Raw genomic sequence first — 22565 nt, 5'->3', positions numbered from 1 at the left:
TCCTCCTTCTGAGGGCGCACGCCGCGACCGTCGGCGCACGGTCCCGGTACGGCAGGTGACGTACTCCCGGCCGTATCGGACCGTGCCCCGCCCGGGGCGCACTAACGTGCGGTGCCGCAACAGGAGGCGCCATGCGATTGCCAACCATCAACGGCACCGGCCTCATCGTCGCGGGCCTCGTCGCGACCCTGGCCGCGCTGATCTTCCCCCTCTGGTCCTACGAGGACCGCTCGGGCACCGCCCTCGACCGGCTCCACGCGGACACCGTGTCCACCGACTTCGGGCCGCTCTCCGCGCTGGACAGGGACTTCATCACCAAGGTGCGCCTCGCGGGCCTGTGGGAACTGCCCGCCGGGCAGCAGGCCGAGGAGCGCGGCACCACCGAGGCCGTGCGGACCGCGGGCGGGCACCTCGTCGAGGGCCACACGTTCCTCGACGCGCGGGTACGCGAGGTCGCGGCCCGGCTCGGCCTCGAACTGCCCAGCCAGCCGAGCCGCCAACAGCGCGACTGGCTGGCGGAGTTGAGCGGCGCGCGCGGCGAGGCGTACGACGAGAAGTTCGCGAACATCCTGCGCCGGGCCCACGGCAAGGTGTTCTCCGTGGTGGCCGAGGTGCGTGCGAACACCCGCAACTCCCTGGTGCGCACCCTGGCCGACGACGCGAACACGACCGTCCTCGACCACATCAAGGTCCTGGAGGCCACCGGCCTCGTCGACTTCGACGGCCTCGCACGGGACGCGGCGACGACCGGCCCAGCAGGTCCCGTGACCAGGTCGCCCGCCCCGCCGGGCCCCACCGACTCCCCCGGCTCGGCCCGGCCGGTCACGCCGTCGCCCACGTTCCCGCTGCCGCCCGCGGCGTCCCGGCCGAAGCCCCGCGACCGATAGCACCAGGAAACGGAACGTTATCCACCCGTCACCGAGTGTCCACATAGTGAATGGGGCGTAGCGCCATGCGGCGCCTTCGCATAGAAAACCGCCATGTTCTGGGTACCCCTGCTCCTCCTCGCCTGGGCCGCGGCCGGTCTCTCCTGCGGTCGGCTCTGCCTCGCCGCGAGCCGCGCCGCCGAGCAGGAGAGGGCCGTGGCGCGCGGGCACGAACTCACCGTCTATGAAGCGGCGTTCCTGTCCGGCGGCCCCTCGCGCGTCGCCGACGTGACGCTGGTCGCGATGGCCAGGGCGCGGCGGCTGCTGATCGCGCACACCGGCTGGGCGACCGTCGTCGACCCGGTGGGCCGCGACGACATGGAGCGTTCGGTGCTCGGCGCGATCGGCCCCGCGGGTCAGTCGCGGATAGCGCCGGTACGCAGGGGCGCGGCCGCCGCCGACCCGGTGCGGGCGCTCGCGGACCGGCTCGTCGCGGCGGGCCTCGCCGTCCCCGACGGCATCGGTTCGGGGGTCGCGGCCGCGGTGCGCCAGGTGCGGGCCGCGACGGCGGTGGTCCTCGGCCTCGGCGCCGTCGCGGTGCTGATGCCGGCGCAGGAGCGGGGGGCCGCCGCCGGTCAGGTGCCGGTCGCGGTCTGGTTCGCGCTGCCGCTGCTGCTGTGCACCGCCTGTCTGCTCATCGCCCGCATGGAGATCCACCCGTACACGCGGTGGGCGTCCCCCGCGGGCCAGCGGCTCCTCGGCGCGCTGCCCGCGCGCGGCGAGGAGCTCATCGCCGTCGCCGTGCGCGGGGTGCGGGCGGCGGGCGATCCGGGGCTGCGGGCCGCCTTTTCGCAGCGGCCGCAGCGCGGGACGACGCAACGGGGTCATTGAGCCGACACCGGCAGGCCGGTGCTTTACTTCGCCAAATACCAGACGAATCATCACTTTTGTTCGAGCAGCACCCGGAACGCACGGCCGGACAAAAGAGGTAGACAGCGCGATGAGAGCAGCAGCCGCCCGCTACGGAACCGCCGGATCCCTGGTCCTGACCGCCCTCGTCGCCACCCCCGCGGGCAGCGCGAGCGGCAGCCCGCCCTCCCCCGAGACGTCCGGCACCACCGTCGCGGCGCAGCGCGCCGAGGCCGCCGGAATCCGCTGGGGCGCCTGCGCCAAGGCCGAGGGCCTCCCCCCGTCCGTCCGGTGCGGCACGGTCTCCGTGCCGCTCGACTACGCCCGGCCCGACGGCAAGCAGATCAAACTGACCGTCAGCCGCACCAAGGCCACCGGGAAGGCGGCGAAGAAGGCGGTCGGCCGGCAGGGGGCGCTGGTCTACAACCCGGGCGGACCCGGCGCGTCCGGCACCTACTTCCCGCTCGTGGGCGCCCTGCCCGAGTGGAAGCGCATCGCGGCGGCGTACGACCTGGTCGGCTACGCCCCGCGCGGGGTCGGCCGCTCGGCGCCGCTGTCCTGCCAGGACCCGAAGCGGTTCGGCAAGGCGCCCTCGCAGGCGCCGACCCACCCCGACGCCGCGTACAAGCGGGAGCGCATCGCGCGGGCCAAGGCGTACGCGCGGGGGTGCGCGGAGCGCAACAGCGGGCTGCGCCACTACACGTCGCTGAACAACGCGCGCGACCTGGAGGTGCTGCGGGCGGCGCTCGGCGAGCAGAGGCTGACGTTCATGGGCGCCTCGTACGGCACCTACTTCGGTGCCGTCTACGCGACGCTGTTCCCCTCGCACGTGCGCCGCATGGTCTTCGACTCGGCGGTCAACCCCGACCCGGCGCAGGTCTGGTACGGCAACAACCTCGACCAGTCCCTGGCCTTCGAGCGGCGGTGGGCCGACTTCCGCATCTGGGTGGCCAAGCACGACAAGGCGTACCACCTCGGCAGGACCCCCGATGCCGTCCAGCGCAGCTACGAGAAGGTGAGCGCCGAGCTGGCCCGCGAGCCCGCGGGCGGCAAGGTCGGCCCCGGGCAGCTGCAGGGCGCGTTCCTCCAGGCCGGCTACTACGACGACTACTGGCCGATGCGCGCGTCGGCGCTCTCCGCGTACCTGAAGGGCGACCCGAAGCCGCTGATCGAGCAGGCCGCTCCCGAACCGAAGGCGGCCGCGGAGAACGAGAACGGCAACGCCGTCTACACCGCCGTCGAGTGCAACGACGCGCCCTGGCCGACCGACTTCGAGACCTGGGACCGCGACAACTCACGGCTCGCGCGTGTGGCCCCCTTCGAGACCTGGGACAACGCCTGGATGAACCTGCCGTGCGCCTACTGGCCCGCGCCACGGCAACGGCCCGTCGACGTGCGGACGGCCCCGGGCACGCTGCCCCCGACGCTGATCCTGGCCGCCGAGCGGGACGCGGCGACCCCCTACCAGGGCGCTCTGGAGCTGAACCGCCGGCTGTCGGGATCGGCCCTGGTGACCGAGGAGAACGCGGGCACGCACGGCATCGCGGGCGGCCCCAACAAGTGCGTCAACGGTCACTTCGAGGCGTATCTCCTGGAGGGCAGGCTCCCCGGGCGGCACGCGTCGTGCGCGCCGCACAAGGAGCCCGAGCCGTCGTCCGGAGCGCGGTCGGCGAAGCTGCCCCGCGAGCGTTAGAGCCTGATACGGGCTCTCAGGCCAGGCCCGCCACGAGGTCCGCCACGGACTTGCGGCGGCCGGTGAAGAACGGCACCTCTTCACGGACGTGCATCCGGGCCTCGGAGGCACGCAGGTGACGCATGAGGTCGACGATGCGGTACAGCTCGTCGGCCTCGAAGGCGAGCAGCCACTCGTAGTCCCCGAGGGAGAACGAGGCGACGGTGTTGGCGCGCACGTCGGGGTAGCCGCGGGCCATCTTGCCGTGGTCGGCGAGCATGCGGCGGCGGTCCTCGTCGGGCAGCAGGTACCAGTCGTAGGAGCGCACGAAGGGGTAGACCGAGACGTAGTTGCGGGGGGTCTCGTCGGCGAGGAACGCCGGGATGTGCGACTTGTTGAACTCGGCGGGGCGGTGCAGCGCCATGTTCGACCAGACCGGCTCCAGGGAGCGGCCCAGCTTGGTGCGGCGGAAGAGGTTGTAGGCCTCCTGCAGCTCGTCGGCGGTCTCGGCGTGCCACCAGATCATGACGTCGGCGTCGGCGCGCAGGCCCGAGACGTCGTAGGTGCCGCGGACGGTGATGTCCTTGGCGGCGAGCTGGTCGAACAGGTCCTGGACCTCTTCGGCGTAGCCCGCGCGGTTCTCGGGGAGCACGTCGCGCAGCTTGAAGACGGACCACAGCGTGTAGCGGATGACCTCGTTGAGGTCCTTCGCCTTCTTGCCGGCGTTCGGGGTCTTGCCGATGACTTCGGCGGGAGCGTCACTCATGCGGCTATTCTCCTCCGCCGCCGTGCAGGCTCTGCACCGGGTCGCGGGTGAGCTGCTGCACACCCGCGAAGTCGCCCGCCAGCTGGTCGACGGCGGCGTTGGCGCTCGCGACGCAGGCCGGGATGCCCACGCCGTCGTACGCCGCCCCGCAGACCACGAGGCCCGGCAGCCCGGCGACGTGGGAGCGGATGCGGGCCACGCGCGCGTGGTGGCCCACCGGGTACTGCGGCAGGCCGTCGTCCCAGCGGGTGACGCGGGTCGCGACGGGGGCGGCGGTCAGGCCGGTGGCCTCGCGCAGGTCGTGCCGGGACAGCTCGACCAGCTCCGCGTCGTCCCGCTCCAGGATCTCCGTCTCGCCGTACCGTCCGACGGAGGTGCGGAGCACCAGCAGGTCGGGGTCCTGGCGGTCGATCCAGCCCCATTTGCGGCTGGCGAAGGTGGACGCCTTGATCGTGTGCCCGTCGACGGGCGGCACGAGGAAACCGCTGCCTTCGGGGAGGTCGGTCTCGCTCCGGCGGTACACGAGGGTCGTGAGGGCCATGGAGGCGTACTCGACGGTGCGCAGCTCGGCGGCGGCCGCGGGCGCCTCGGCGTCCAGGAGCTTCGCGGCGGCGGGCGCGGGCAGCGCGAGGACGACGGCGTCGGCTTCGTGGACGCGGCTTTCGGTGACCACGTGCCAGCCGTCGGCCGTCCGCCGCAGCTCCGTGACCGGCGTGTCCGTCAGGATCTCGGCGCCACGCGCGCGTACCGAATCGGCGACGGCGAGCGGCAGCCCGCCGACGCCGCCGTCGATGCCCATGAAGACGGGCCCGGTCTGCGGGCTCCGCGCGGCGGCGCGCGCCTGGATGGCGCGGACGCCCTCGGTGAGGGAGGCGTGCGTGCGGGCCGCCTCGAAGAGCTGCGGGACGGCCGAGCGCATCGAAATGCGGTACGCGTCGCCCGCGTACACCCCGCCGAGCAGCGGCTCCACGAGGCGGTCGACGACCTCCCGGCCCAGGCGCGCGGCGACGTACTCGCCGACGGCGACGTCGTCGCCGACCTCGGTGGGCGGCAGCTCGCGGTCCCGCTCGATGCGGCGCAGGCCCTCGTCGGAGAGGACGCCCGCCAGGGCGGACGCGTCGCCGGGCACGCCCATGACGTGGCCCTTGGGCATGGGGCGCAGGGCGCCGCGGGTCCAGATGGCGGCGGTCGCGGTGGCGGGCGGCTGGAGCCGGTCGGCGAGGCCGACCTCGCGGGCGAGGGCGACGGCCTCGGGGCGGCGGGCGAGCATCGACTCGGCGCCGAGGTCGACGCGGACCCCGGCGATCTCGGCGGCGTGCAGCTTGCCGCCGAGCCGGCCGGACGCCTCCAGGACGGTCACCCGCCTGTCCGGGTCTGCGGTGAGCAGGCGGTGCGCGGCGGCCAGCCCCGCGATACCGCCTCCGATGACGACGGCATGGCCGTTCCCCGCACGTGTGTCCGTTTCGCGCATGCCTCCACTCTCTCAGACCGGCGAGTCCCGACCGTGACCGCATCGGAACCGGTCGGCAACACCGTTCCGCCCCTCTCCCGCGTCGAAGGAGCATCAGTTCACCGTCCCCGGGGGTACGCCGATGCACGCGTCAAGGAACTCCGCCCACCGCACCGTCCAGGTCCTCGCCGGCCTGCTGCTCGCCATCGCGCTCGCGCTCACGGGGTGCACCTCGGGCAGCGGCGGGGACAGTGACAGCGGCGGCGACGGCAAAGCCGCGGGTGTCGCCCCCGAAAGCAACGAGAAGGGCGTCGGCGGCGGGCGGGCCGACCAGTCCGCCGGCTCCGACTCCGGCGCCCGCGACGCCGGCACGCGCAAGCCGCCCGAGCCGGCCGACACCCACGTCATCCGCACCGCGAAGCTCACCGTCCGCGTCAAGGACGTGCCCGAAGCGCTCGACGAGGCCCGGCGGATCGCCGAGGACGCCGGCGGCATGGTGGGCGACGAGAACACCTCCCGCGACGGCGACGGGCGCGAGCGCTCCCGTGTCGTCCTGCGCGTGCCGCAGGACAAGTACGGGGACGTCCTCGCCGCCCTCGAAGGCACCGGCAGGCTCATCGGCAGGGAAGCGAAGGCGCGGGACGTCACCGACCAGGTCGTCGACGTGAAGAGCCGCATCACGTCGCAGCGCGCGAGCGTGGCGCGGGTGCGGGAGCTGATGGACAAGGCCACGAAACTGAGCGATGTGGTGGCCCTGGAAGGGGAGTTGAGCACGCGTCAGTCCGACCTGGAGGCGCTGCTCGCCCAGCAGGCCTCGCTGAAGGACCGCACGAGCATGGCCACGATCACGCTCTCGCTCACCGAGAGCCGCGCGAAGGCCGGGACCGGGGCCGAGGACGACGACACGTCGTTCGGGGACGCGCTCGCGGGCGGCTGGGACGCGTTCGTGACGGCGCTGCGCTGGGTCGGGATCGTCCTCGCCGCGGTGCTGCCGTTCGCGGCGGTGGCCGCGCTGCTGCTCGCCCTGTGGCTGTGGGTCGTACGACCGCTGCGCTCCCGGCGCCCGGCCGCGGCTCCCGCGGGCCCGGCCGTCCCGGTGCGTGAGGGGGACGACGACTAGGGAGCTTCCGTAAGGCCTGCGCGTCGTAGCGTGTCCGTATGAGCAGCACACGAGAGCGACTTGTGGTCATCGGGGGCGATGCGGCCGGCATGTCGGCGGCGTCGCAGGCGCGCAGGCTCAAGGGCCCCGACGAGTTGGAGATCGTCGCGTTCGAGCGCGGCCACTTCACGTCGTACTCCGCCTGCGGCATCCCCTACTGGGTGGGCGGCGCCGTCGGGGAGCGGGACGAGCTGATCGCACGGACGCCCGAGCAGCACCGGGAGCGCGCCATCGATCTGCGGATGCGCACCGAGGTGGTGCGGCTCGACGTGCCGGGCCGCCGCGTCCTGGCCCGCGACCTGGCGGCGGGCGAGGAGTACTGGACGTCGTACGACAAGCTCGTCATCGCCACCGGTGCCCGGCCCGTCCGTCCGCCGCTGCCCGGCATCGACGCGCCGGGGGTGCACGGCGTGCAGACCCTCGACGACGGGCAGGCCCTGCTCGACACGCTGACGCGGACGCCGGGCCGCCGCGCCGTCGTCATCGGCGCGGGCTACATCGGCGTGGAGATGGCCGAGGCGCTGGTCGGCCGCGGGTACGAGGTGACGGTCGTCAACCGCGGCAAGGAACCCATGTCGACGCTCGACCCGGACATGGGGCGCCTCGTGCACGACGCGATGACCGGCATGGGCATCGGGATGGTGAACGACGCCGAGGTCACCAAGGTCCTGACGGATGACGACGGGCGGGTCAGGGCGGTGGCGACGGAGGACGCCGAGTACCCGGCGGACGTGGTGGTGCTCGGTCTCGGCGTACGTCCGGAGACGACGCTCGCCCGCGAGGCCGGGCTGCCGCTGGGCGAGCACGGCGGAGTGCTGACCGACCTGGCGATGCGCGTGCGCGGGTACGAGAACATCTGGGCGGGCGGGGACTGCGTGGAGGTCCTCGACCTGGTGTCGGGGCGCGAGCGGCACATCGCGCTCGGCACGCACGCCAACAAGCACGGCCAGGTCATCGGCTCGAACGCGGGCGGTGGTTACGCGACGTTCCCCGGCGTCGTCGGCACGGCCGTCAGCAAGGTCTGCGACCTGGAGATCGCCCGCACCGGTCTGCGCGAGAGAGACGCCCAGGCCGCCGGGTTCCGGTTCGTGACGGTGACCATCGAGTCGACGAGCAGGGCCGGTTACTACCCGGGCGCGGCCCCGATGACGGTGAAGATGCTCGCCGAGCGGCGCACCGGGCGGCTCCTCGGCGTGCAGATCGTCGGCCGGGAGGGCGCGGGCAAGCGCGTCGACGTGGCGGCCGTCGCGCTGACGGCACAGATGACGGTGGAGCAGATGACGGCGCTCGACCTCGGGTACGCGCCGCCGTTCTCCCCGGTGTGGGACCCGGTCCTGATCGCGGCGCGCAAGGCGGTGGCGGCGGTACGGGCGGACCGGAGCTGAGCCGGGCGCCCCTGACGCGCCCCCCTTTTCACGCCCCTCCACTCAAGGGCACGTCGTCTCTTTTCCGCCACCTTTCACAGAACCAGCACAGACCCCACGGGCGGGCCGCACCATGTGACGCGTCAGAGCGGCACGGACACACACAGCGACGTGTGAACCTGCCGTTGGGGGGCGGGCCTCGGGGTGGACACACCCCCGCGGCCCGACCGTGGAGGGGACCACACACCGCATGAACCACACCGTACGAGCGACGGCTCCCGACGCCGGAGCTCTGCTCGACCACGACCGCGCGAACGCGGAGTTCACCACGCACCGCCCGCCGCTCCTCAAGGGGGCGTGACGGCCGTGCGCATTCTCGTCCTTGGCTCCACCGGATACCTGGGCGGGGCCGTCATGGAGCGGCTGCGCGCCCTGCCGGGCGTCCGGCTGCTCCGCGGCGGCCGGGCCTCCGTGGACGACCTCCGGATCGACCTCGCCACCGTCACCCGGGGCGCGCTCGCCGAGCAGCTGACGCGGGCCGCGCCCGACGCCGTGGTCAACTGCGCGGGCGCGGTCGGCGGCAGCCCGCTGACCCTCGCCGAGGCCAACGCCCGCGGCCCCGCGGTGCTCTGCGAGGCCTTGTGCGCGGCGGTGCCGACCGCGCGCCTGGTGCACCTCGGCTCGGCGGCCGAGTACGGGCCGACGGGCATCGGCGAGCGGACCCTTGAGGACTCCCCCGCCCGCCCGGTCACGCCGTACGGAGCCACGAAGCTGGCCGGCACGCTCGCCGTCGTCGACTCCGGGCTCCACGCGATCGTGCTGCGGGTCACCGACCCGGTGGGCCCCGGGGCGGCGCCGGCCGGACTGCCGGGCCGTCTCACCGCCGAGCTGCGCCGGGCGGTCGCCCGGACCCCGCACGGCACGGTGCGGGTCGGCGACCTGTCCGCGCACCGGGACTTCGTCGACACGCGCGATGTGGCGCAGGCCGTGGCGCAGGCGCTCACCCTGCCGGGGCGGCTGCCGCGCCTGATCAACATCGGCAGCGGCCGGGCGGTCCCGGCGCGCAACCTGGCGCACGGGCTGGTCGTCGAGGCGGGCTTCACCGGGTGCGTCGAGGAGTCCCTCGGCACGGTGGGGTGTGCGACGGCGATGCCCTGGCAGTGCGCCGACATCAGCGCCGCGGAGTGGGAGCTGGACTGGCGGCCGCGGTTCACCCTGCGGGAATCGCTCGCCGCGCTCTGGGCGTCGGACGGCGCCCCGCGCCCCACGCGGGCCGTGGGGAAGCCCCGATGACCCTGCGGGCCGCTGGACGTCGACACGGCGTACGGGCCGGCACCTGATGGCCGTAGAACAGTCCCTGCCCGGGCAGGCAGGGACCGTTTTCGGACTTTCTCAGACGGCGGTGCGCGTGTGCACGTACTCCACGAGGCGGGTCAGCGCCTCGGGGTCCGTGGTCGGCAGGACGCCGTGGCCGAGGTTGAAGATGTGGCCCTCCAGGTGCTTGGCGGCGGCGAGCACCTCGTCGGTCTTCGCCTCGACGGCCTCGCGGGTGGAGAAGAGGACGGCCGGGTCGAGGTTGCCCTGGATCGCCTTGCCGGGGCCGACGCGGCGGGCGGCCTCGTCCAGCGGCACCCGCCAGTCGGCGCCGACGACATCCGCGCCGGCCTCGCCCATGAGCCCGAGCAGCTCGCCGGTGCCGACGCCGAAGTGGATGCGGGGCACGCCGTACGAGGCGACGGCGTCGAAGACCTTCGCGGACGCGGGCATCACCGAACGGCGGTAGTCGGCGGGCGACAGGGCGCCCACCCACGAGTCGAAGAGCTGGACGGCGCTGGCGCCCGCCTCGATCTGTACCTTCAGGAAGGCGCTCGTGATCTCCGCGAGCCGGTCGAGGAGGTCGGCCCAGAGCTGCGGGTCGCCGTACATGAGCGCCTTGGTGTGCTCGTGGTTGCGGCTCGGGCCGCCCTCCACGAGGTAACTCGCGAGAGTGAAAGGCGCACCGGCGAAGCCGATGAGCGGCGTCGACCCGAGCTCGGCGGTCAGCATCCCGATCGCCTCGGTGACGTAGTGGACGTCCTCGGGGGTGAGGTCCCGCAGCTGCGCGAGGTCGGCGCGCGAGCGGATGGGGTTCTCGACGACGGGTCCGACGCCCGGCTTGATGTCGAGGTCGACGCCGATCGCCTTGAGCGGGACGACGATGTCGCTGAAGTAGATCGCCGCGTCGACGTGGTGGCGGCGGACCGGCTGCAGCGTGATCTCGGTGACGAGGTCGGGGCGCATGCAGGACTCCAGCATGGCCGTGCCCTCGCGCACCTTGCGGTACTCGGGAAGTGAGCGCCCCGCCTGGCGCATGAACCAGACCGGCGTGTGCGGCACGGCCTCGCGCCTGCACGCCTTCATGAAGGGGGAGTCGTACGTCGCTGCGTTCTGCCGGCCCTCGGGGCGACGGCTGTCATTGGCACTCACGCGGAAAGTCTCGCACGTTGACCGGGGACCCCCTCACGGGTGTCTCTCCCTGCGCGAAGGCGCCGTTCCCCTTAACCTTCCCCGCATGGCTGCGGCTCAGGGACAACGGTCGGACGGCGCTGGCGAGATGGAGAGTTCGGAGGGGAAGGTGGCGGATTCGGCTCCGTTGCCCTTCCGCGCGGCGGTCGACGCGCTGCGGGGGGCACGGCTGCGGCCGGAGATCGAGATCGACCCGACACGTCCGCCGCAGCGGCTCGCGCCGTACGCGTACGCGGTGGAGGCGGCGGTCGTGGACGGCGACGAGGACCTCGCGGACGGGCGGCTCGTCCTGCTCCACGATCCGTCCGGGCACGACGCGTGGCAGGGCACCTTCCGGCTCGTCACGCTCGTGCGGGCGGAGCTGGAGCCGGAGATGGCGGCGGACCCGCTGCTGCCGGAGGTGTGCTGGTCCTGGCTGACCGGGGCGCTGCACGCGCGGGGGCTCACCGCGGGCGAGGCGAGCGGCACGGTGACGCGGGCGGCCTCGCACTACTTCGGGGGCCTCGCGGAGCGCCCGCCCGCCTCACAGATCGAGATCCGGGCCTCCTGGACCCCTCGGGAGGGCACCGGCGGGGTGCCGGACACGGGGGCGCACCTGGCGGCCTGGTGCGACCTGCTCTGCCAGGTCGCGGGGCTGCCGCCCGCCGGGCCCGGTGACGGGTCCGTGGTCTCACTGCCGCAGCGACGGGGGCCGCTCTCCCCTTGACCGGCCGTGCCCCCCCGGGCACCGTCGAATATTCACTGAACCGCCGAACACCCATTCCCCCCGTGGCCCCACGCCGCGGGGGTTTGCGTTGCTGGGGTCACCCGGAAGGTGGCGCGTTCGGTTTGATCTTCGGATGATCGAGCGCATGTCCGAATTGCCCGAATTATTGCTCACCAAATCGTGATCATCCCCTAAAGGCGGCAGGGATTGGTGCCGAAGAGGTTTGTGACCTTGAAAGCACGGATTCGTCCCGGCTTCATCCCCGAGCCGGCCCCGTCCCGCCACCCCAGGAGGCCTGGTGTCCGTTCTCCTCGAGCAGCCCGCAAGCCTGGTCGCCTACCGCCCGAACAAGCCGACCGCCATGGTCGTCGTGGCCGACCCCCGCGTCCGTTCCACCGTCACCCGCCACCTGTGGGCGCTCGGTGTACGCGACGTCATCGAAGCCTCGTCCATCGCGGAGGCTCGTCCCCGCATCGGCAACCCCCGGGACATCTGCGTCGCAGACGTCCACCTCCCCGACGGCTCCGGCCTGACGCTCCTCTCCGAAACCCGTGCCGCGGGCTGGCCCAACGGCCTCGCCCTCTCCGCCGCCGACGACATCGGCGCCGTGCGCAACGCCCTCGCGGGCGGCGTCAAGGGCTACGTCGTCACCGGCACCCGTACGAACGTCGGACTCCCCACCCGTCCCGGCGCCGCCCCCATCGGCTCGGCCGCCGCCCGCATGCACCGCCGCCCTCCGGGCACCCCGAGCCACCCCGGCGGCTACCGCGAGCTCTCCGGCCGCGAGGTCGAGGTGCTGCGCCTGGTCGCGGAGGGCCAGTCCAACAAGGCCATCGGCGTCTCGATGGGCCTGTCCGCCCTGACCGTCAAGAGCCACCTCGCCCGCATCGCCCGCAAGCTCGGCACGGGTGACCGGGCCGGGATGGTGGCCGTCGCCCTGCGCACCGGCATCATCCACTGACTGATTTACACCCCCCGCGCGCCCGTCGACGGAACGTTCCGTCGACGGGCGCTGTCCATACACAGATACCCTTGACAGGTGACCGACGCCCAAGAGACCGCAGCAGACAGCTCACTGCGAACCACCGGAGGCGGCCCTCCGGACGACGACGGCCTCGCACCCGAAGGGCTGCCGATCCCCCTGCTCGAACCGCGCGACGGCATTCCGCCGGTGGTCGAGGACGAGGAATCCCTCGCCGCGACCGTCGCCGCCTTCGCCGCGGGCACCGGACCCGTCGCCGTCGACGCCGAGCGCGCGTCCGGCTACCGGTACGGTCAGCGGGCCTATCTCGTCCAGCTCCGCCGCGAGGGCGCGGGCACCGCGCTCGTCGACCCCGTCGCCTGCCCCGACCTCTCCGGCCTCGGCGAGGCCCTCGGCGACACCGAGTGGGTCCTGCACGCCGCCACCCAGGACCTGCCGTGCCTGCGGGAAATAGGCATGGTCCCGTCGAGCCTCTTCGACACGGAGCTCGCGGGCCGGCTCGCCGGATTCCCGCGGGTGGGACTCGGCGCGATGGTCGAGAGCGTGCTCGGATACGTCCTGGAGAAGGGGCACTCCGCCGTCGACTGGTCGACCCGGCCGCTCCCCGAGCCCTGGCTGCGGTACGCGGCACTCGACGTCGAGCTCCTCGTCGACCTCCGCGACGCCCTGGAGAAGGAGCTCGACCGGCAGGGCAAGCTGGAGTGGGCCCGCGAGGAGTTCGACGCCATCGCCTCCGCGCCGCCCGCGCCGCCCCGCAAGGACCCCTGGCGCCGCACGTCCGGCATGCACAAGGTGCGGCGCCGTCGCCAGATGGCGGTCGTACGGGAACTGTGGACCGCCCGCGACCGGATCGCCCAGCGGCGCGACGTGTCGCCGGGCAAGGTGCTCAGCGACGGCGCGATCGTCGAGGCGGCGCTCGGCCTGCCGCCCAACGTGCACGCGCTCGCGGGGCTGACCGGCTTCGGGCACCGCATGGGGCGGCGCCAGCTGGAGCAGTGGCAGGCCGCGGTGGATCGCGCCAAGGCGCTGCCCGACTCCGAGCTGCCGCAGCCCGGCCAGACGGTGAGCGGGCCGCCGCCGCCGCGGTCCTGGGCGGACCGGGATCCCGCCGCGGCGGCGCGGCTCTCCGCGGCGCGTGCCGCGGTCTCCGCGATTGCCGAGCGGCTGAACATGCCCCAGGAGAACCTGATCACTCCGGACACGGTCCGGCGCGTGTGCTGGGAGCCTCCGGCTCAGGTGACCGAGGACACGGTGGCGGCAGCCCTTGCCGCCTACGGTGCCCGCCCCTGGCAGATCACCCAGGTCACCCCGGCCTTGGTAACAGCCCTGACCTAAGCCGCCACTCCCCTCCCACCCACTCACTCACCCCACCGCACGACGGACGGACTGGGTGGGTGGGCGGGTGGGTGCTTTTGTCGACCGCTGTGCACTCCCGCCACTGTCCCGCCGCTCCGCGGCGGATACCTCCCACCCACCCACCCGTGCACCCCGCACCGCACAGTGACCGCGACGCCCGCACCTTCCCGCCACGAGCCGGGGAGGAGACATCCGCCGCACAGCGGCGGACCTGCTCCCACCCGCGCCGCTACGTGCGGGGCAAACGGGCGGGGCTGCTCCTACCCGGCCTTTAGGTGCGGGGCAAACGGGCGGGTGGGTGGGGACGATCCGCCGCGCAGCGGCGGGACTGTTCCTACCCGGGCCTTTAGGTGCAGGGGAACGGGTGGGTGGGTGGGAGGTGACTGCCGCGCAGCGGCAGGTCTGCTCCTACCTGGCCTTTAGGTGCGGGGCGAACGGGCAGGCGGGTGGGAGGTGGCTGCCGCGGAGCGGCGGGGCTGGGCCTGCCCGGGCCCGCGCGCGGGGTGAGAAAACGGACCCTGCACCGGTGCGGAGAAGCCCCACAGCCGAGTGTGACCTTCGCCTCGCCGCGGCACCACCGACCAGCCCTTGGCCACATAGTTACCGACAAGTAGCATGGCTTCAGGAAGCGCGCCGCAGGCGTGGCGCAACCGCACCCTGGAGGAGAGCCATCGTGCCTCGTACCGTCAGGGACGTCGTCTTCGTGGACGGCGTCCGCACCCCGTTCGGCAAGGCGGGTCCGAAGGGCATCTACCACGAGACCCGTGCCGATGACCTCGTCGTGAAGGCCATCCGGGAGCTGCTGCGCCGCAACCCGGACCTCGACCCCGCCAAGATCGACGAGGTCGCCATCGCCGCGACCACGCAGATCGGCGACCAGGGCCTGACGATCGGCCGCACCGCCGGCATCCTCGCCGGGCTGCCGCAGTCCGTGCCCGGCTACTCCATCGACCGCATGTGCGCCGGCGCGCTCACCGCCGTGACCTCGGTCGCGGGCAGCGTCGCCTTCGGTGCGTACGACATCGCCGTCGCCGGCGGTGTCGAGCACATGGGCCGCCACCCCATGGGTGAGGGCGTCGACCCGAACCCGCGGTTCGTGAGCGAGAAGCTCGTCGACGAGTCGGCCCTGTTCATGGGCATGACCGCCGAGAACCTGCACGACCGGTACCCCACGATCACCAAGCTGCGCGCCGACGAGTACGCGGTGCGCTCCCAGGAGAAGGCCGCCAAGGCGTACGCCGACGGCAAGATCCAGGCCGACCTGGTCCCGATCTCCGTGCGTCGCACCAACGCCGAGGCCGGTGAGACCGGCTGGGGCCTCGCCACCGCCGACGAGCCGATGCGTCCGGGGACGACCCTGGAGAACCTCGCCGGGCTGAAGACCCCGTTCCGTACGCACGGCCGCGTCACGGCCGGCAACGCCGCCGGTCTCAACGACGGCGCCACCGCCTCCCTCATCGCCTCCGAGGAGTTCGCGCGGGAGAACGGCCTGCCGGTCAAGATGCGCCTCGTCTCGTACGCCTTCGCGGGCGTCGAGCCGGAGGTCATGGGCTACGGCCCGATCCCGGCCACGGAGAAGGCCCTCGCCAAGGCGGGGCTCTCCATCTCCGACATCGGTCTCTTCGAGATCAACGAAGCCTTCGCCGTGCAGGTGCTCGCCTTCCTGGAGCACTACGGCATCGCGGACGACGACGCCCGCGTCAACCAGTACGGCGGCGCCATCGCGTTCGGCCACCCGCTCGCCTCCTCCGGCGTACGCCTGATGACGCAGCTGGCGCGGCAGTTCGAGGACCAGCCCGAGGTGCGTTACGGCCTCACGACCATGTGCGTCGGCTTCGGCATGGGCGCGACGGTCATCTGGGAGAACCCGAACCACAAGGACGCCGGAGGCGACAAGTGAGCACCACGACCACTGAGCTTCTGAAGGGTGCGGCCGAGCTGTTCCCGGACGAGGTCGTCACGCAGGCGCACGTACGCCACCTCGACCTTCCCCAGGGTGCCGGGCGCTTCGCGCTCATCACGCTGGACAACGGCTTCGACCACACCAAGCCGACCACCTTCGGCCCGCAGTCCCTCGCCAACCTGAACACGGCGATCGACCAGGTCGAGAAGGAGGCGGCCGAGGGCACCATCGTCGGTGTCGGCATCACCGGCAAGCCGTTCATCTTCGCCGTCGGCGCCGACCTCAAGGGCGTCGAGCTGCTCAAGCACCACGAGGACGCGCTCGCCATCGGCAAGGGCGGGCACGAGGTCTTCAAGCGCCTCTCCGGCCTCGCCGTGCCGACCTTCGCGTACTACAACGGCGCCGCGATGGGCGGTGGCGTCGAGGTCGGTCTGCACTGCTCCTACCGCACCGTCTCCAAGGCGCTGCCCGCCTTCTCGCTGCCCGAGGTCTTCCTCGGCCTGGTCCCGGGCTGGGGCGGCTGCGCGCTGCTCCCGAACCTGATCGGCGCCGACAAGGCCGTCTCGGTCATCATCGAGAACTCGCTGAACCAGAACCGCCAGCTCAAGGGCAAGCAGGTCTTCGAGCTCGGCATCGCCGACGCGATCTTCGAGGGCGCCGACTTCCTCGAGCAGTCGCTGATCTGGACGGCCTCCGTCCTGAACGGCTCGGTCGAGGTCGTCCGGCCCGAGATCGACCGCGGCGAGGGCTGGGACGCCGCCGTCGCGCGCGGCCGTGCCATCGCCGACTCCAAGGTGCACGGCGCCGCTCCGGCCGCCTACCGCGCCCTGGAGATCATCGCGGCCGCCAAGGACGGCGACCTGCAGCAGGGCTTCGACGCCGAGGACGTCGCGCTCGCCGACCTCATCATGGGCGGCGAACTGCGCGCGGGCATCTACTCGTTCAACCTCGTGCAGAAGCGCGCCAAGCGTCCGGCCGGTGCGCCCGACAAGAACCTGGCGCGCCCGGTCACCAAGGTCGGCGTCGTCGGCGCCGGTCTGATGGCCTCGCAGCTCGCGCTGCTCTTCCTGCGCCGCCTGGAGGTGCCGGTCGTGCTGACCGACATCGACCAGGAGCGCGTCGACAAGGGCGTGTCGTACGTCAAGGAGGAGATCGACAAGCTCCTCCTCAAGGGCCGCGTCAACCAGGACAAGGCGAACCGTCTGAAGGCGCTCGTCTCCGGTGTCCTGGACAAGGCCGAGGGCTTCTCCGACGCCGACTTCATCATCGAGGCCGTCTTCGAGGAGATCGGCGTCAAGCAGCAGGTGTTCGCCGAGGTCGAGGCGGTCGCCCCGGCGCACGCGATCCTCGCCACCAACACCTCCTCGCTGTCGGTCACCGAGATGGCGTCGAAGCTGAAGCACCCCGAGCGGGTCGTCGGCTTCCACTTCTTCAACCCGGTCGCGATCCTGCCGCTCCTGGAGATCGTGCGCGGCGAGCAGACCGACGACGCGTCGCTGGCCACGGCCTTCGGTGTCGCCAAGAAGCTGAAGAAGACCGCGGTGCTCGTGAAGGACGCTCCGGCGTTCGTCGTGAACCGCATCCTGACCCGCTTCATGGGCGAGATCCAGAACGTCATCGACGAGGGCACCCCGGTCGCCGTCGCCGAGAAGGCCGTCGAGCCGCTCGGTCTGCCGATGTCGCCGCTGGTCCTCCTCGAACTGGTCGGCCCGGCCATCGGCCTGCACGTGTCCGAGACCCTGAACCGCGCCTTCCCGGAGCGCTTCACCGTCTCGCCGAACCTCGCGGCCGTCGTCAAGGCCGGCAAGCGCGGCTTCTACGTGTACGACAGCGGGAAGCCGGAGCTCGACCCGGAGGTCGCCGCGCTCCTCAAGCAGGGCGACAAGGTCCTGACCGAGGAGCAGGTGCGGGACCGCGTGCTCGACGCGGTGGCGCAGGAGATCGGGCTCATGCTCGACGAGGGCGTCGTCGCCGAGGCGCAGGACATCGACCTCTGCCTGATCACCGGTGCGGGCTGGCCCTTCCACCTGGGCGGCATCACGCCGTACCTGGACCGTGAGGGCGTCAGCGAGCGCGTGAACGGGAAGCGGTTCCTGGCGCAGGACGTGGCGAGCGTACCGGCGTAACACCGCACGACAACGGCAGTGGGCCGTACGGGACAACTCCCGTACGGCCCACTGCCGTTCGGCTCAGACGCGGGTCCACGCCGCCAGCGCGAGGCCCGGCTCCGCCTTCTGCCGCGCGAGCCGGAGTGTGCCGTCGAGGCCGATCGCCGCCATGACCACGCGGCCGCGCGCGTCGAGCGCCAACGCCGGGGCGCCCAGGCACGGTTCGCCGGTCTCGGCCCACCACAGGCCCGCCCCCTCGTCCTCCGTGGGGAACGCGGCGAGCGCGGGGCGGCCCGTGCTCGTGCGGTGGGCGAGCACGGTGCAGTCGTAACCGTCTATGGCCGTCCGGAGGGCCGCCGTGGGGCCGGGGCCGGGGGCGCCGCCGAGGGGCAGCGGCGGGCCGCCGCTCGCCGGGCGGTGGGCGAGGACGCCGTCGCCGAGCGCGTCGGCCGCGTAGTACGTGAGGCGGTCGGGCGCGGTCTCCAGGGCCGTGCCGGAGCCGGGGGCGGCCACGACCGGCACGTCGTCGGCGCGCTGCGGCTCGCCGCCGCGCTGCTCCTGGGCCCAGCGCAGGGTGGCCTTGCCCGTGGGGGCGAGTACCTCGACGCGGCCCGTGGAGGTGGCGACCGCGGCCATGCCGTCCAGGGTGTCGCGGACCTTGAAGTCCTTCCACCCCTCCCACTTGCCGCCCTTGCCCTCGCGGCGCATCCGTACGCTGCCCACCGCGTCCCGCACGAAGACGTGGACGGTGCCCGCGGTGTCCACCGCGGCGGTGGGCGCGCCGAGGTGCGGGGCGCGCTCGACGAGCTTGGTGTGCGGGTTGCCGAGCGAGCGCCAGTCCATGAGCGGCCTGCCCGACTGGTACTGGATGGAGTGCACGAGGTCGACGACGGCCTTGCCGTCGTCCCCCGGCCGCTCCCGCCGGCCCACGAAGTGCACGTATCCGTCGGTTCCCTGGGCGAGCGTGAGGTAGGTGAGGTCGGGCGCCTCGAAGAAGTCGGGGCCGCTCCACTCCGGTCCGCCGGGCCTCGTCTCCGTCCAGCGCAGGAGGCCTCCATCGGCGCGGGCGTAGGCGGTGAGGCGGCCGTCGTGACCGCGCAGCAGCCAGCGGGCGGTATCCGGGGCACCGGTGCTGGTGGACCTCGACGGCATGACTCGGCGCCAACCCTTCCACGTTCACGGACGCACAGCGTTTTGCCTATTAGTTTACGTTTGCCGCATGAGAACTCTCGTCGTCGTCGATGCCGCGAACGTCGTCGGATCCGTGCCCGACGGGTGGTGGAAGGACCGCCGCGGGGCCGCGGAACGGCTGCGGGACGCGCTCGTCCCGTACGCGGAAAGAGGGGTTGCGGGGCATCCGGGGCCGGTGGAGGTCGTCCTCGTCGTCGAGGGGGCGGCCCGGGGTGTCGAGTCCGTGCCGGGTGTGCGCGTGGAGAGCGCGCCCGGCAGCGGCGACGACCGCATCGTGGAGGTGGCAGCCGAGGCGGCGGGCCGGCCGTGCGTAGTGATCACGGCCGACCGCGAACTGCGCCGCAGGGTGGGCGAGATGGGCGCGGAGTGCGCGGGCCCGAGGACGGTACGCGCCCCTTGAGGGGCGAAGCTACAGCCGCTTCGCGCTGCGCAGCGTGGAGGCGTAGTAACCGTTGCCGTCGAGGCGTGACGTGCCGCCCTTGTCGCCGATCGTCGGGCCGTTGACCTCTTCGCGGCTGGAGATGAAGATCTTGTGGCCGTCGGCGTCGTGGCCGAGGAAGATGCCGACGTGGTCCAGGCGCTGCTTGGTGCGGGCGTCGAGCTTGAAGAAGACCAGGTCGCCCGGCTGGACGACGTCGATGGACTTGGGGCGGTCGGCCGCGCCGACGCCCTTGAGCTCGATGACGTCCGTGCCGACCTTGCCGCGCGCCATGCCGTTGGCGGTGCGGGGCAGGCCGTCGCCGACGCCGTCGCTGGCCATCAGGGGGTAGCGGGCGCGGTAGCCGAAGACCGTGCGGATGAAGCCGGAGCAGTCCATGGAGCGGGCGCGCGCCTTCTCCGGCTGCGCGGTGGTGCCGTTGCGGAACGTGTACGGGATGCCGAGGTAGTCGAAGAAGTCGGACTGTTCGAGGCGCAGGTCGTTGCCGGAGCTGCCGTCGGGGTTCAGCGGGCCGAAGTTGGCGTCGCCCGCGTACGCGATGCCCTCGTCGTCCTTCTTGACCGGCGCGCCCTCCACGTACTGGAACGCCATCGCGAAGATGTCGTCCTCCTCGCTGCCGGAGAACTCCTTGTACCAGTCCTTGAACCACTTCTCCTTCTCCGCGCCCTCGCGCCAGACCTCCGGCATCAGCCGCACCCAGTCGTTGGTCACGACGCGGGACTTGGTGTTGGCGGGCTCGGTGAAGGTGCGGCTGGGGCCGGTCAGGGTGGCGGTGCGGGCGCCGTCCGTGAAGGTGGCGAGGACCTTGCCGCCGTCGGTGCGCAGGACGGAGCGCTCGGGGTTCTTCAGGCGCTCCCACTTCTGCTTTCCGCCCGACTCCTGGCCGGTGCTGCTGTGCAGCCCTCCCGGGGTGTCGGTGACGGCCTGCACCTTGGGCGCCTTGGCCTCTTCGTCTTTGCGCAGCTCGACGGTCAGGTACGCGCTGCCCGCGAGCAGGGCGAGCACGGTCGCGGCGTGCAGGACGGGGCGCTTCTTCTTGGGCGGCATGAATGGCTCCTGGAATCAGGCGGACGGCATGAAGCCGAGGAGGATCCCGGCGGTGAGGACGACGTAGGCCATGAGCGTCACCGAGCCCGTGGCGAGGAGGGTGGGGCCCTTGGGCTGGCGCACCAGCTGGTAGGCGATCAGGCCCGGCACGATGAATCCGAGGGTCTGGTTCGCGTACATGAGCGGGAACTCGATCGACAGCACGATCATCACGGTCGCCTGCAGCGTCACGCCGAGCAGCACGACCGCGGCGAAGAGACGCTTGCCGTAGAGGATCACGAACTTCTGCATGAGGAGCGTGCCGGCGTACGTCAGCACGGTCACGCCGACCACCATGGCGGCGCGCTGCAGGTCCTCGACGAGGGTCAGCGCGAGCCAGCCCGGGGTGATCATGCCGCCGGGCGAGAGGTTGGTCGTCAGATAGCAGACCAGCGAGAAGAGCAGCCCGAGTGCGATGCCGACCGCGGCGATCTCGGGGGTGAGGACGGAGGGAATCAACGGTGCTCTCCTGGGCTGTGCCACTGCTGGGTGTCGTCTGCGGCGGGCGGTGCGGGCGGCACCCGCGGCTCGAACAGGCCGCGGGGGGCGGGGGGCTCGTGGTGCTGGGGGTGCTGGTTCTGCTGCTGGTGGTGCGGGTACTGCTGGTGGTGCTGCTGCTGTTCGGGGTACTGCTGGTGCTGCTGCTCGTGGTGCTGCGGGTACTGCTGCTGAGGCGTGTAGCCGCTCTGCTGGGCGTAGGTCTCCTGCGGCGCGTACGTCTCCTGCGGCGCGTATGCCTCGTGGGACACGTACTGCTGCTCCTGGGGCGCGTACGCCCCGTACTGCTGCGCCGGCACGTGGATCGGCTGGGTGTGGGACGGCGCGTACCTGTTCTCGTACGCCTCCGGGTAGTGCTGGTACGGGTCGACGTGCGGCTCGTAGAACGGCGCGGGCTCCTCGGGGGCCTGCTCCTCACTCTCGTCCGGCGGGAGCTCCGCAAGGTGTTCGAGGAGCAGTTCGCCCTGGCCGTGGATGTTGCCGATCGCGACGAGCGAGGAGTCGGGGCCGAGCTGCCCGAGCATCTCGCGCATGAACTCCTCGGGGTCGCGCCGGTCGCCGCCGAGGTCGACGGCGCGGGAGCGCCACTCGGCGGGGATCGCATCGATGGCGGACTTCGCGGGGTGGCCGATGACGAAGACCTTGTCCGGCTGGAGGTCGGGGATGATCTCGCCCATCTGGCCGTTGCGCTCGACGCGGTCGGGGCGGCAGTTGATGACGACGTTGAGCGGCCGGTGGATGGCGCCGAGGTCGAGCAGCTGGTTGATGTTCATCAGCGTCGACTCGGGGTCGTTGGCCGCGAAGACGTTGGCGAAGCGGAGCTTCTTGCCGTCCTCGGTGGCGTACCGCTCGACGGAGAGGACTCCGGGGTCCGGCGGGGCGTCGTACATGCCCTGGAGGGCGACCTCGCGGCCCACGCCGAGGAGTTCGGCGACCTTCAGCGCGATCGCCACGTTCTCCTTGAAGGTGAACCAGCTGAAGCCGCGCAGCTCGTCGTCGGTCACCGTCTCCGGGTCGGCGTAGATCAGCTCGCAGTTCCGCGCGTCGGCCTCCTCCTTGAGGATGTCGAAGCGGTCCTTCTCCGCGGTGACGCAGATGCCGCCCTCCGGCATGGAGCGGGAGAGCGAGCGCGCCACGTCGTCGAGGGTGGGGCCCATCTCGGCGAGGTGGTCCTCACGGACGTTGCAGAGCACGCCGATGGTGGAGCGGATCAGCTTGGACTGGTTGATCTCCTGGAGGGCCGGCATGACCGCCATGCATTCGATGACCAGGGCGTCCGGGTCGTACGCGGCGGCGCGCCTGACGATGCCGATCTGCTCGACGACGTTGGCGATGCCGAACTTGCGGTAGACGGGCTCCTCGGTGGCGTCCGGGTGGATGAACCGGGCCGCGGTGCCGGTGGTCTTGGCGACCGTGGTGAGCCCGCCGCCGCGCAGCGCGCCCGCGCACAGGCGGGTGATGGAGGACTTGCCGCGGATGCCGTTGACGAGGACCCGCGAGGGTATGTGCTCCAGGCTGGCGAAGTGCCGCCGCTGTTCGACGACGCCGGCCGCCAGCAGGATGGCGCCGCACACCACGAGCACGGTGTAGAGGAAGAGCACGGGG

Annotated in this window: 19 protein-coding genes; 12 read left to right on the top strand and 7 right to left on the bottom strand. The window is 72.4% G+C overall.

Translation table 11 applies throughout. The features are described from left to right. The first annotated feature begins 131 nt into the window (after nt 1-131). The 3 genes from ACZ7LU_RS01660 (at nt 132) to ACZ7LU_RS01650 (ending at nt 3468) form a co-directional block, all read left to right on the top strand. Nucleotides 132-887, top strand: coding sequence for a DUF4142 domain-containing protein (locus ACZ7LU_RS01660; protein ID WP_468306434.1), 756 nt, complete (start codon nt 132-134; stop codon nt 885-887). Nucleotides 888-980: 93 nt separating this feature from the next. After that, the gene (locus tag ACZ7LU_RS01655; RefSeq protein ID WP_468085285.1) at nt 981-1757 is read left to right on the top strand and encodes a TIGR04222 domain-containing membrane protein; all 777 of its coding nucleotides are present in this window, start codon (nt 981-983) and stop codon (nt 1755-1757) included. Between the two features lie 109 nt (nt 1758-1866). Further along, complete coding sequence (locus ACZ7LU_RS01650) at nt 1867-3468, top strand: alpha/beta hydrolase (RefSeq protein WP_471915335.1); 1602 nt, start codon at nt 1867-1869, stop codon at nt 3466-3468. 16 nt (nt 3469-3484) lie between these two features. On the opposite strand, the gene hemQ is transcribed toward ACZ7LU_RS01650, so the two are convergent. Next, the gene (hemQ, locus tag ACZ7LU_RS01645; protein WP_398305728.1) at nt 3485-4213 is read right to left on the bottom strand and encodes a hydrogen peroxide-dependent heme synthase; all 729 of its coding nucleotides are present in this window, start codon (nt 4211-4213) and stop codon (nt 3485-3487) included. A gap of 4 nt (nt 4214-4217) precedes the next feature. Next, nucleotides 4218-5684, bottom strand: a complete 1467-nt coding sequence (gene hemG / locus ACZ7LU_RS01640) for a protoporphyrinogen oxidase (protein ID WP_471915334.1) — start codon at nt 5682-5684, stop codon at nt 4218-4220. A 121-nt stretch (nt 5685-5805) separates the two neighbouring features. On the opposite strand from hemG, the gene ACZ7LU_RS01635 reads away from it, so the two are divergent. The 3 genes from ACZ7LU_RS01635 to ACZ7LU_RS01625 all read left to right on the top strand — a co-directional run bounded on the left by ACZ7LU_RS01635 (nt 5806) and on the right by ACZ7LU_RS01625 (nt 9479). Next, on the top strand, nt 5806-6783 hold the full coding sequence (locus ACZ7LU_RS01635) for a DUF4349 domain-containing protein (protein WP_471148303.1): 978 nt from the start codon (nt 5806-5808) through the stop codon (nt 6781-6783). Nucleotides 6784-6821: 38 nt separating this feature from the next. Further along, nucleotides 6822-8207 (top strand): FAD-dependent oxidoreductase, encoded by a 1386-nt coding sequence (locus tag ACZ7LU_RS01630; protein ID WP_471915333.1) that lies wholly within the window; start codon nt 6822-6824, stop codon nt 8205-8207. Nucleotides 8208-8552: 345 nt separating this feature from the next. Beyond that, nucleotides 8553-9479, top strand: coding sequence for an NAD-dependent epimerase/dehydratase family protein (locus ACZ7LU_RS01625; protein WP_471148308.1), 927 nt, complete (start codon nt 8553-8555; stop codon nt 9477-9479). Between the two features lie 99 nt (nt 9480-9578). On the opposite strand, the gene hemE is transcribed toward ACZ7LU_RS01625, so the two are convergent. Beyond that, nucleotides 9579-10652 carry a uroporphyrinogen decarboxylase gene (gene hemE / locus ACZ7LU_RS01620; protein ID WP_471915332.1) on the bottom strand — a complete coding sequence of 358 codons (1074 nt, stop codon included), beginning with the start codon at nt 10650-10652 and terminating at the stop codon, nt 9579-9581. Nucleotides 10653-10737: 85 nt separating this feature from the next. Between hemE and ACZ7LU_RS01615 the strand changes: the two genes are divergently transcribed. The 5 genes from ACZ7LU_RS01615 (at nt 10738) to ACZ7LU_RS01595 (ending at nt 17764) form a co-directional block, all read left to right on the top strand. After that, nucleotides 10738-11397: a DUF3000 domain-containing protein gene (locus tag ACZ7LU_RS01615; protein ID WP_398305712.1), complete on the top strand. Its 660-nt coding sequence runs from the start codon at nt 10738-10740 to the stop codon at nt 11395-11397. A 298-nt stretch (nt 11398-11695) separates the two neighbouring features. Beyond that, nucleotides 11696-12358: a response regulator transcription factor gene (locus ACZ7LU_RS01610; protein WP_016643199.1), complete on the top strand. Its 663-nt coding sequence runs from the start codon at nt 11696-11698 to the stop codon at nt 12356-12358. 78 nt (nt 12359-12436) lie between these two features. Further along, on the top strand, nt 12437-13714 hold the full coding sequence (locus ACZ7LU_RS01605) for an HRDC domain-containing protein (protein WP_468085278.1): 1278 nt from the start codon (nt 12437-12439) through the stop codon (nt 13712-13714). 694 nt (nt 13715-14408) lie between these two features. Beyond that, on the top strand, nt 14409-15635 hold the full coding sequence (locus tag ACZ7LU_RS01600; RefSeq protein ID WP_471915331.1) for a thiolase family protein: 1227 nt from the start codon (nt 14409-14411) through the stop codon (nt 15633-15635). Next, the gene (locus tag ACZ7LU_RS01595; RefSeq protein ID WP_471915330.1) at nt 15632-17764 is read left to right on the top strand and encodes a 3-hydroxyacyl-CoA dehydrogenase NAD-binding domain-containing protein; all 2133 of its coding nucleotides are present in this window, start codon (nt 15632-15634) and stop codon (nt 17762-17764) included. Before ACZ7LU_RS01600 ends, ACZ7LU_RS01595 begins: the two co-directional genes overlap by 4 nt. A gap of 63 nt (nt 17765-17827) precedes the next feature. Here ACZ7LU_RS01595 and ACZ7LU_RS01590 read toward each other — a convergent pair whose 3' ends face one another. Beyond that, entirely contained in the window at nt 17828-18898 is a 1071-nt protein-coding gene (locus ACZ7LU_RS01590) for a PLL family lectin (RefSeq protein ID WP_471915329.1), read from the bottom strand. Between the two features lie 67 nt (nt 18899-18965). Here ACZ7LU_RS01590 and ACZ7LU_RS01585 point away from each other — a divergent pair, with 67 nt between their 5' ends. Further along, nucleotides 18966-19337, top strand: coding sequence for an NYN domain-containing protein (locus ACZ7LU_RS01585; RefSeq protein ID WP_468085276.1), 372 nt, complete (start codon nt 18966-18968; stop codon nt 19335-19337). Between the two features lie 9 nt (nt 19338-19346). Here ACZ7LU_RS01585 and ACZ7LU_RS01580 read toward each other — a convergent pair whose 3' ends face one another. Genes ACZ7LU_RS01580 through pgsB form a run of 3 tightly spaced genes read right to left on the bottom strand, consistent with a single transcriptional unit; the run spans nt 19347 to nt 22561 of the window. After that, complete coding sequence (locus ACZ7LU_RS01580) at nt 19347-20423, bottom strand: C40 family peptidase (RefSeq protein ID WP_468085275.1); 1077 nt, start codon at nt 20421-20423, stop codon at nt 19347-19349. Nucleotides 20424-20438: 15 nt separating this feature from the next. Then, the gene (locus ACZ7LU_RS01575; RefSeq protein WP_125515658.1) at nt 20439-20921 is read right to left on the bottom strand and encodes a poly-gamma-glutamate biosynthesis protein PgsC/CapC; all 483 of its coding nucleotides are present in this window, start codon (nt 20919-20921) and stop codon (nt 20439-20441) included. Then, nucleotides 20918-22561: a poly-gamma-glutamate synthase PgsB gene (gene pgsB / locus ACZ7LU_RS01570; RefSeq protein ID WP_471915328.1), complete on the bottom strand. Its 1644-nt coding sequence runs from the start codon at nt 22559-22561 to the stop codon at nt 20918-20920. Before pgsB ends, ACZ7LU_RS01575 begins: the two co-directional genes overlap by 4 nt. Nucleotides 22562-22565 lie beyond the last annotated feature (4 nt).

The organism is Streptomyces sp. NPDC039462 (assembly GCF_055639375.1).
This window is presented reverse-complemented; position numbering and strand designations above follow the sequence as displayed.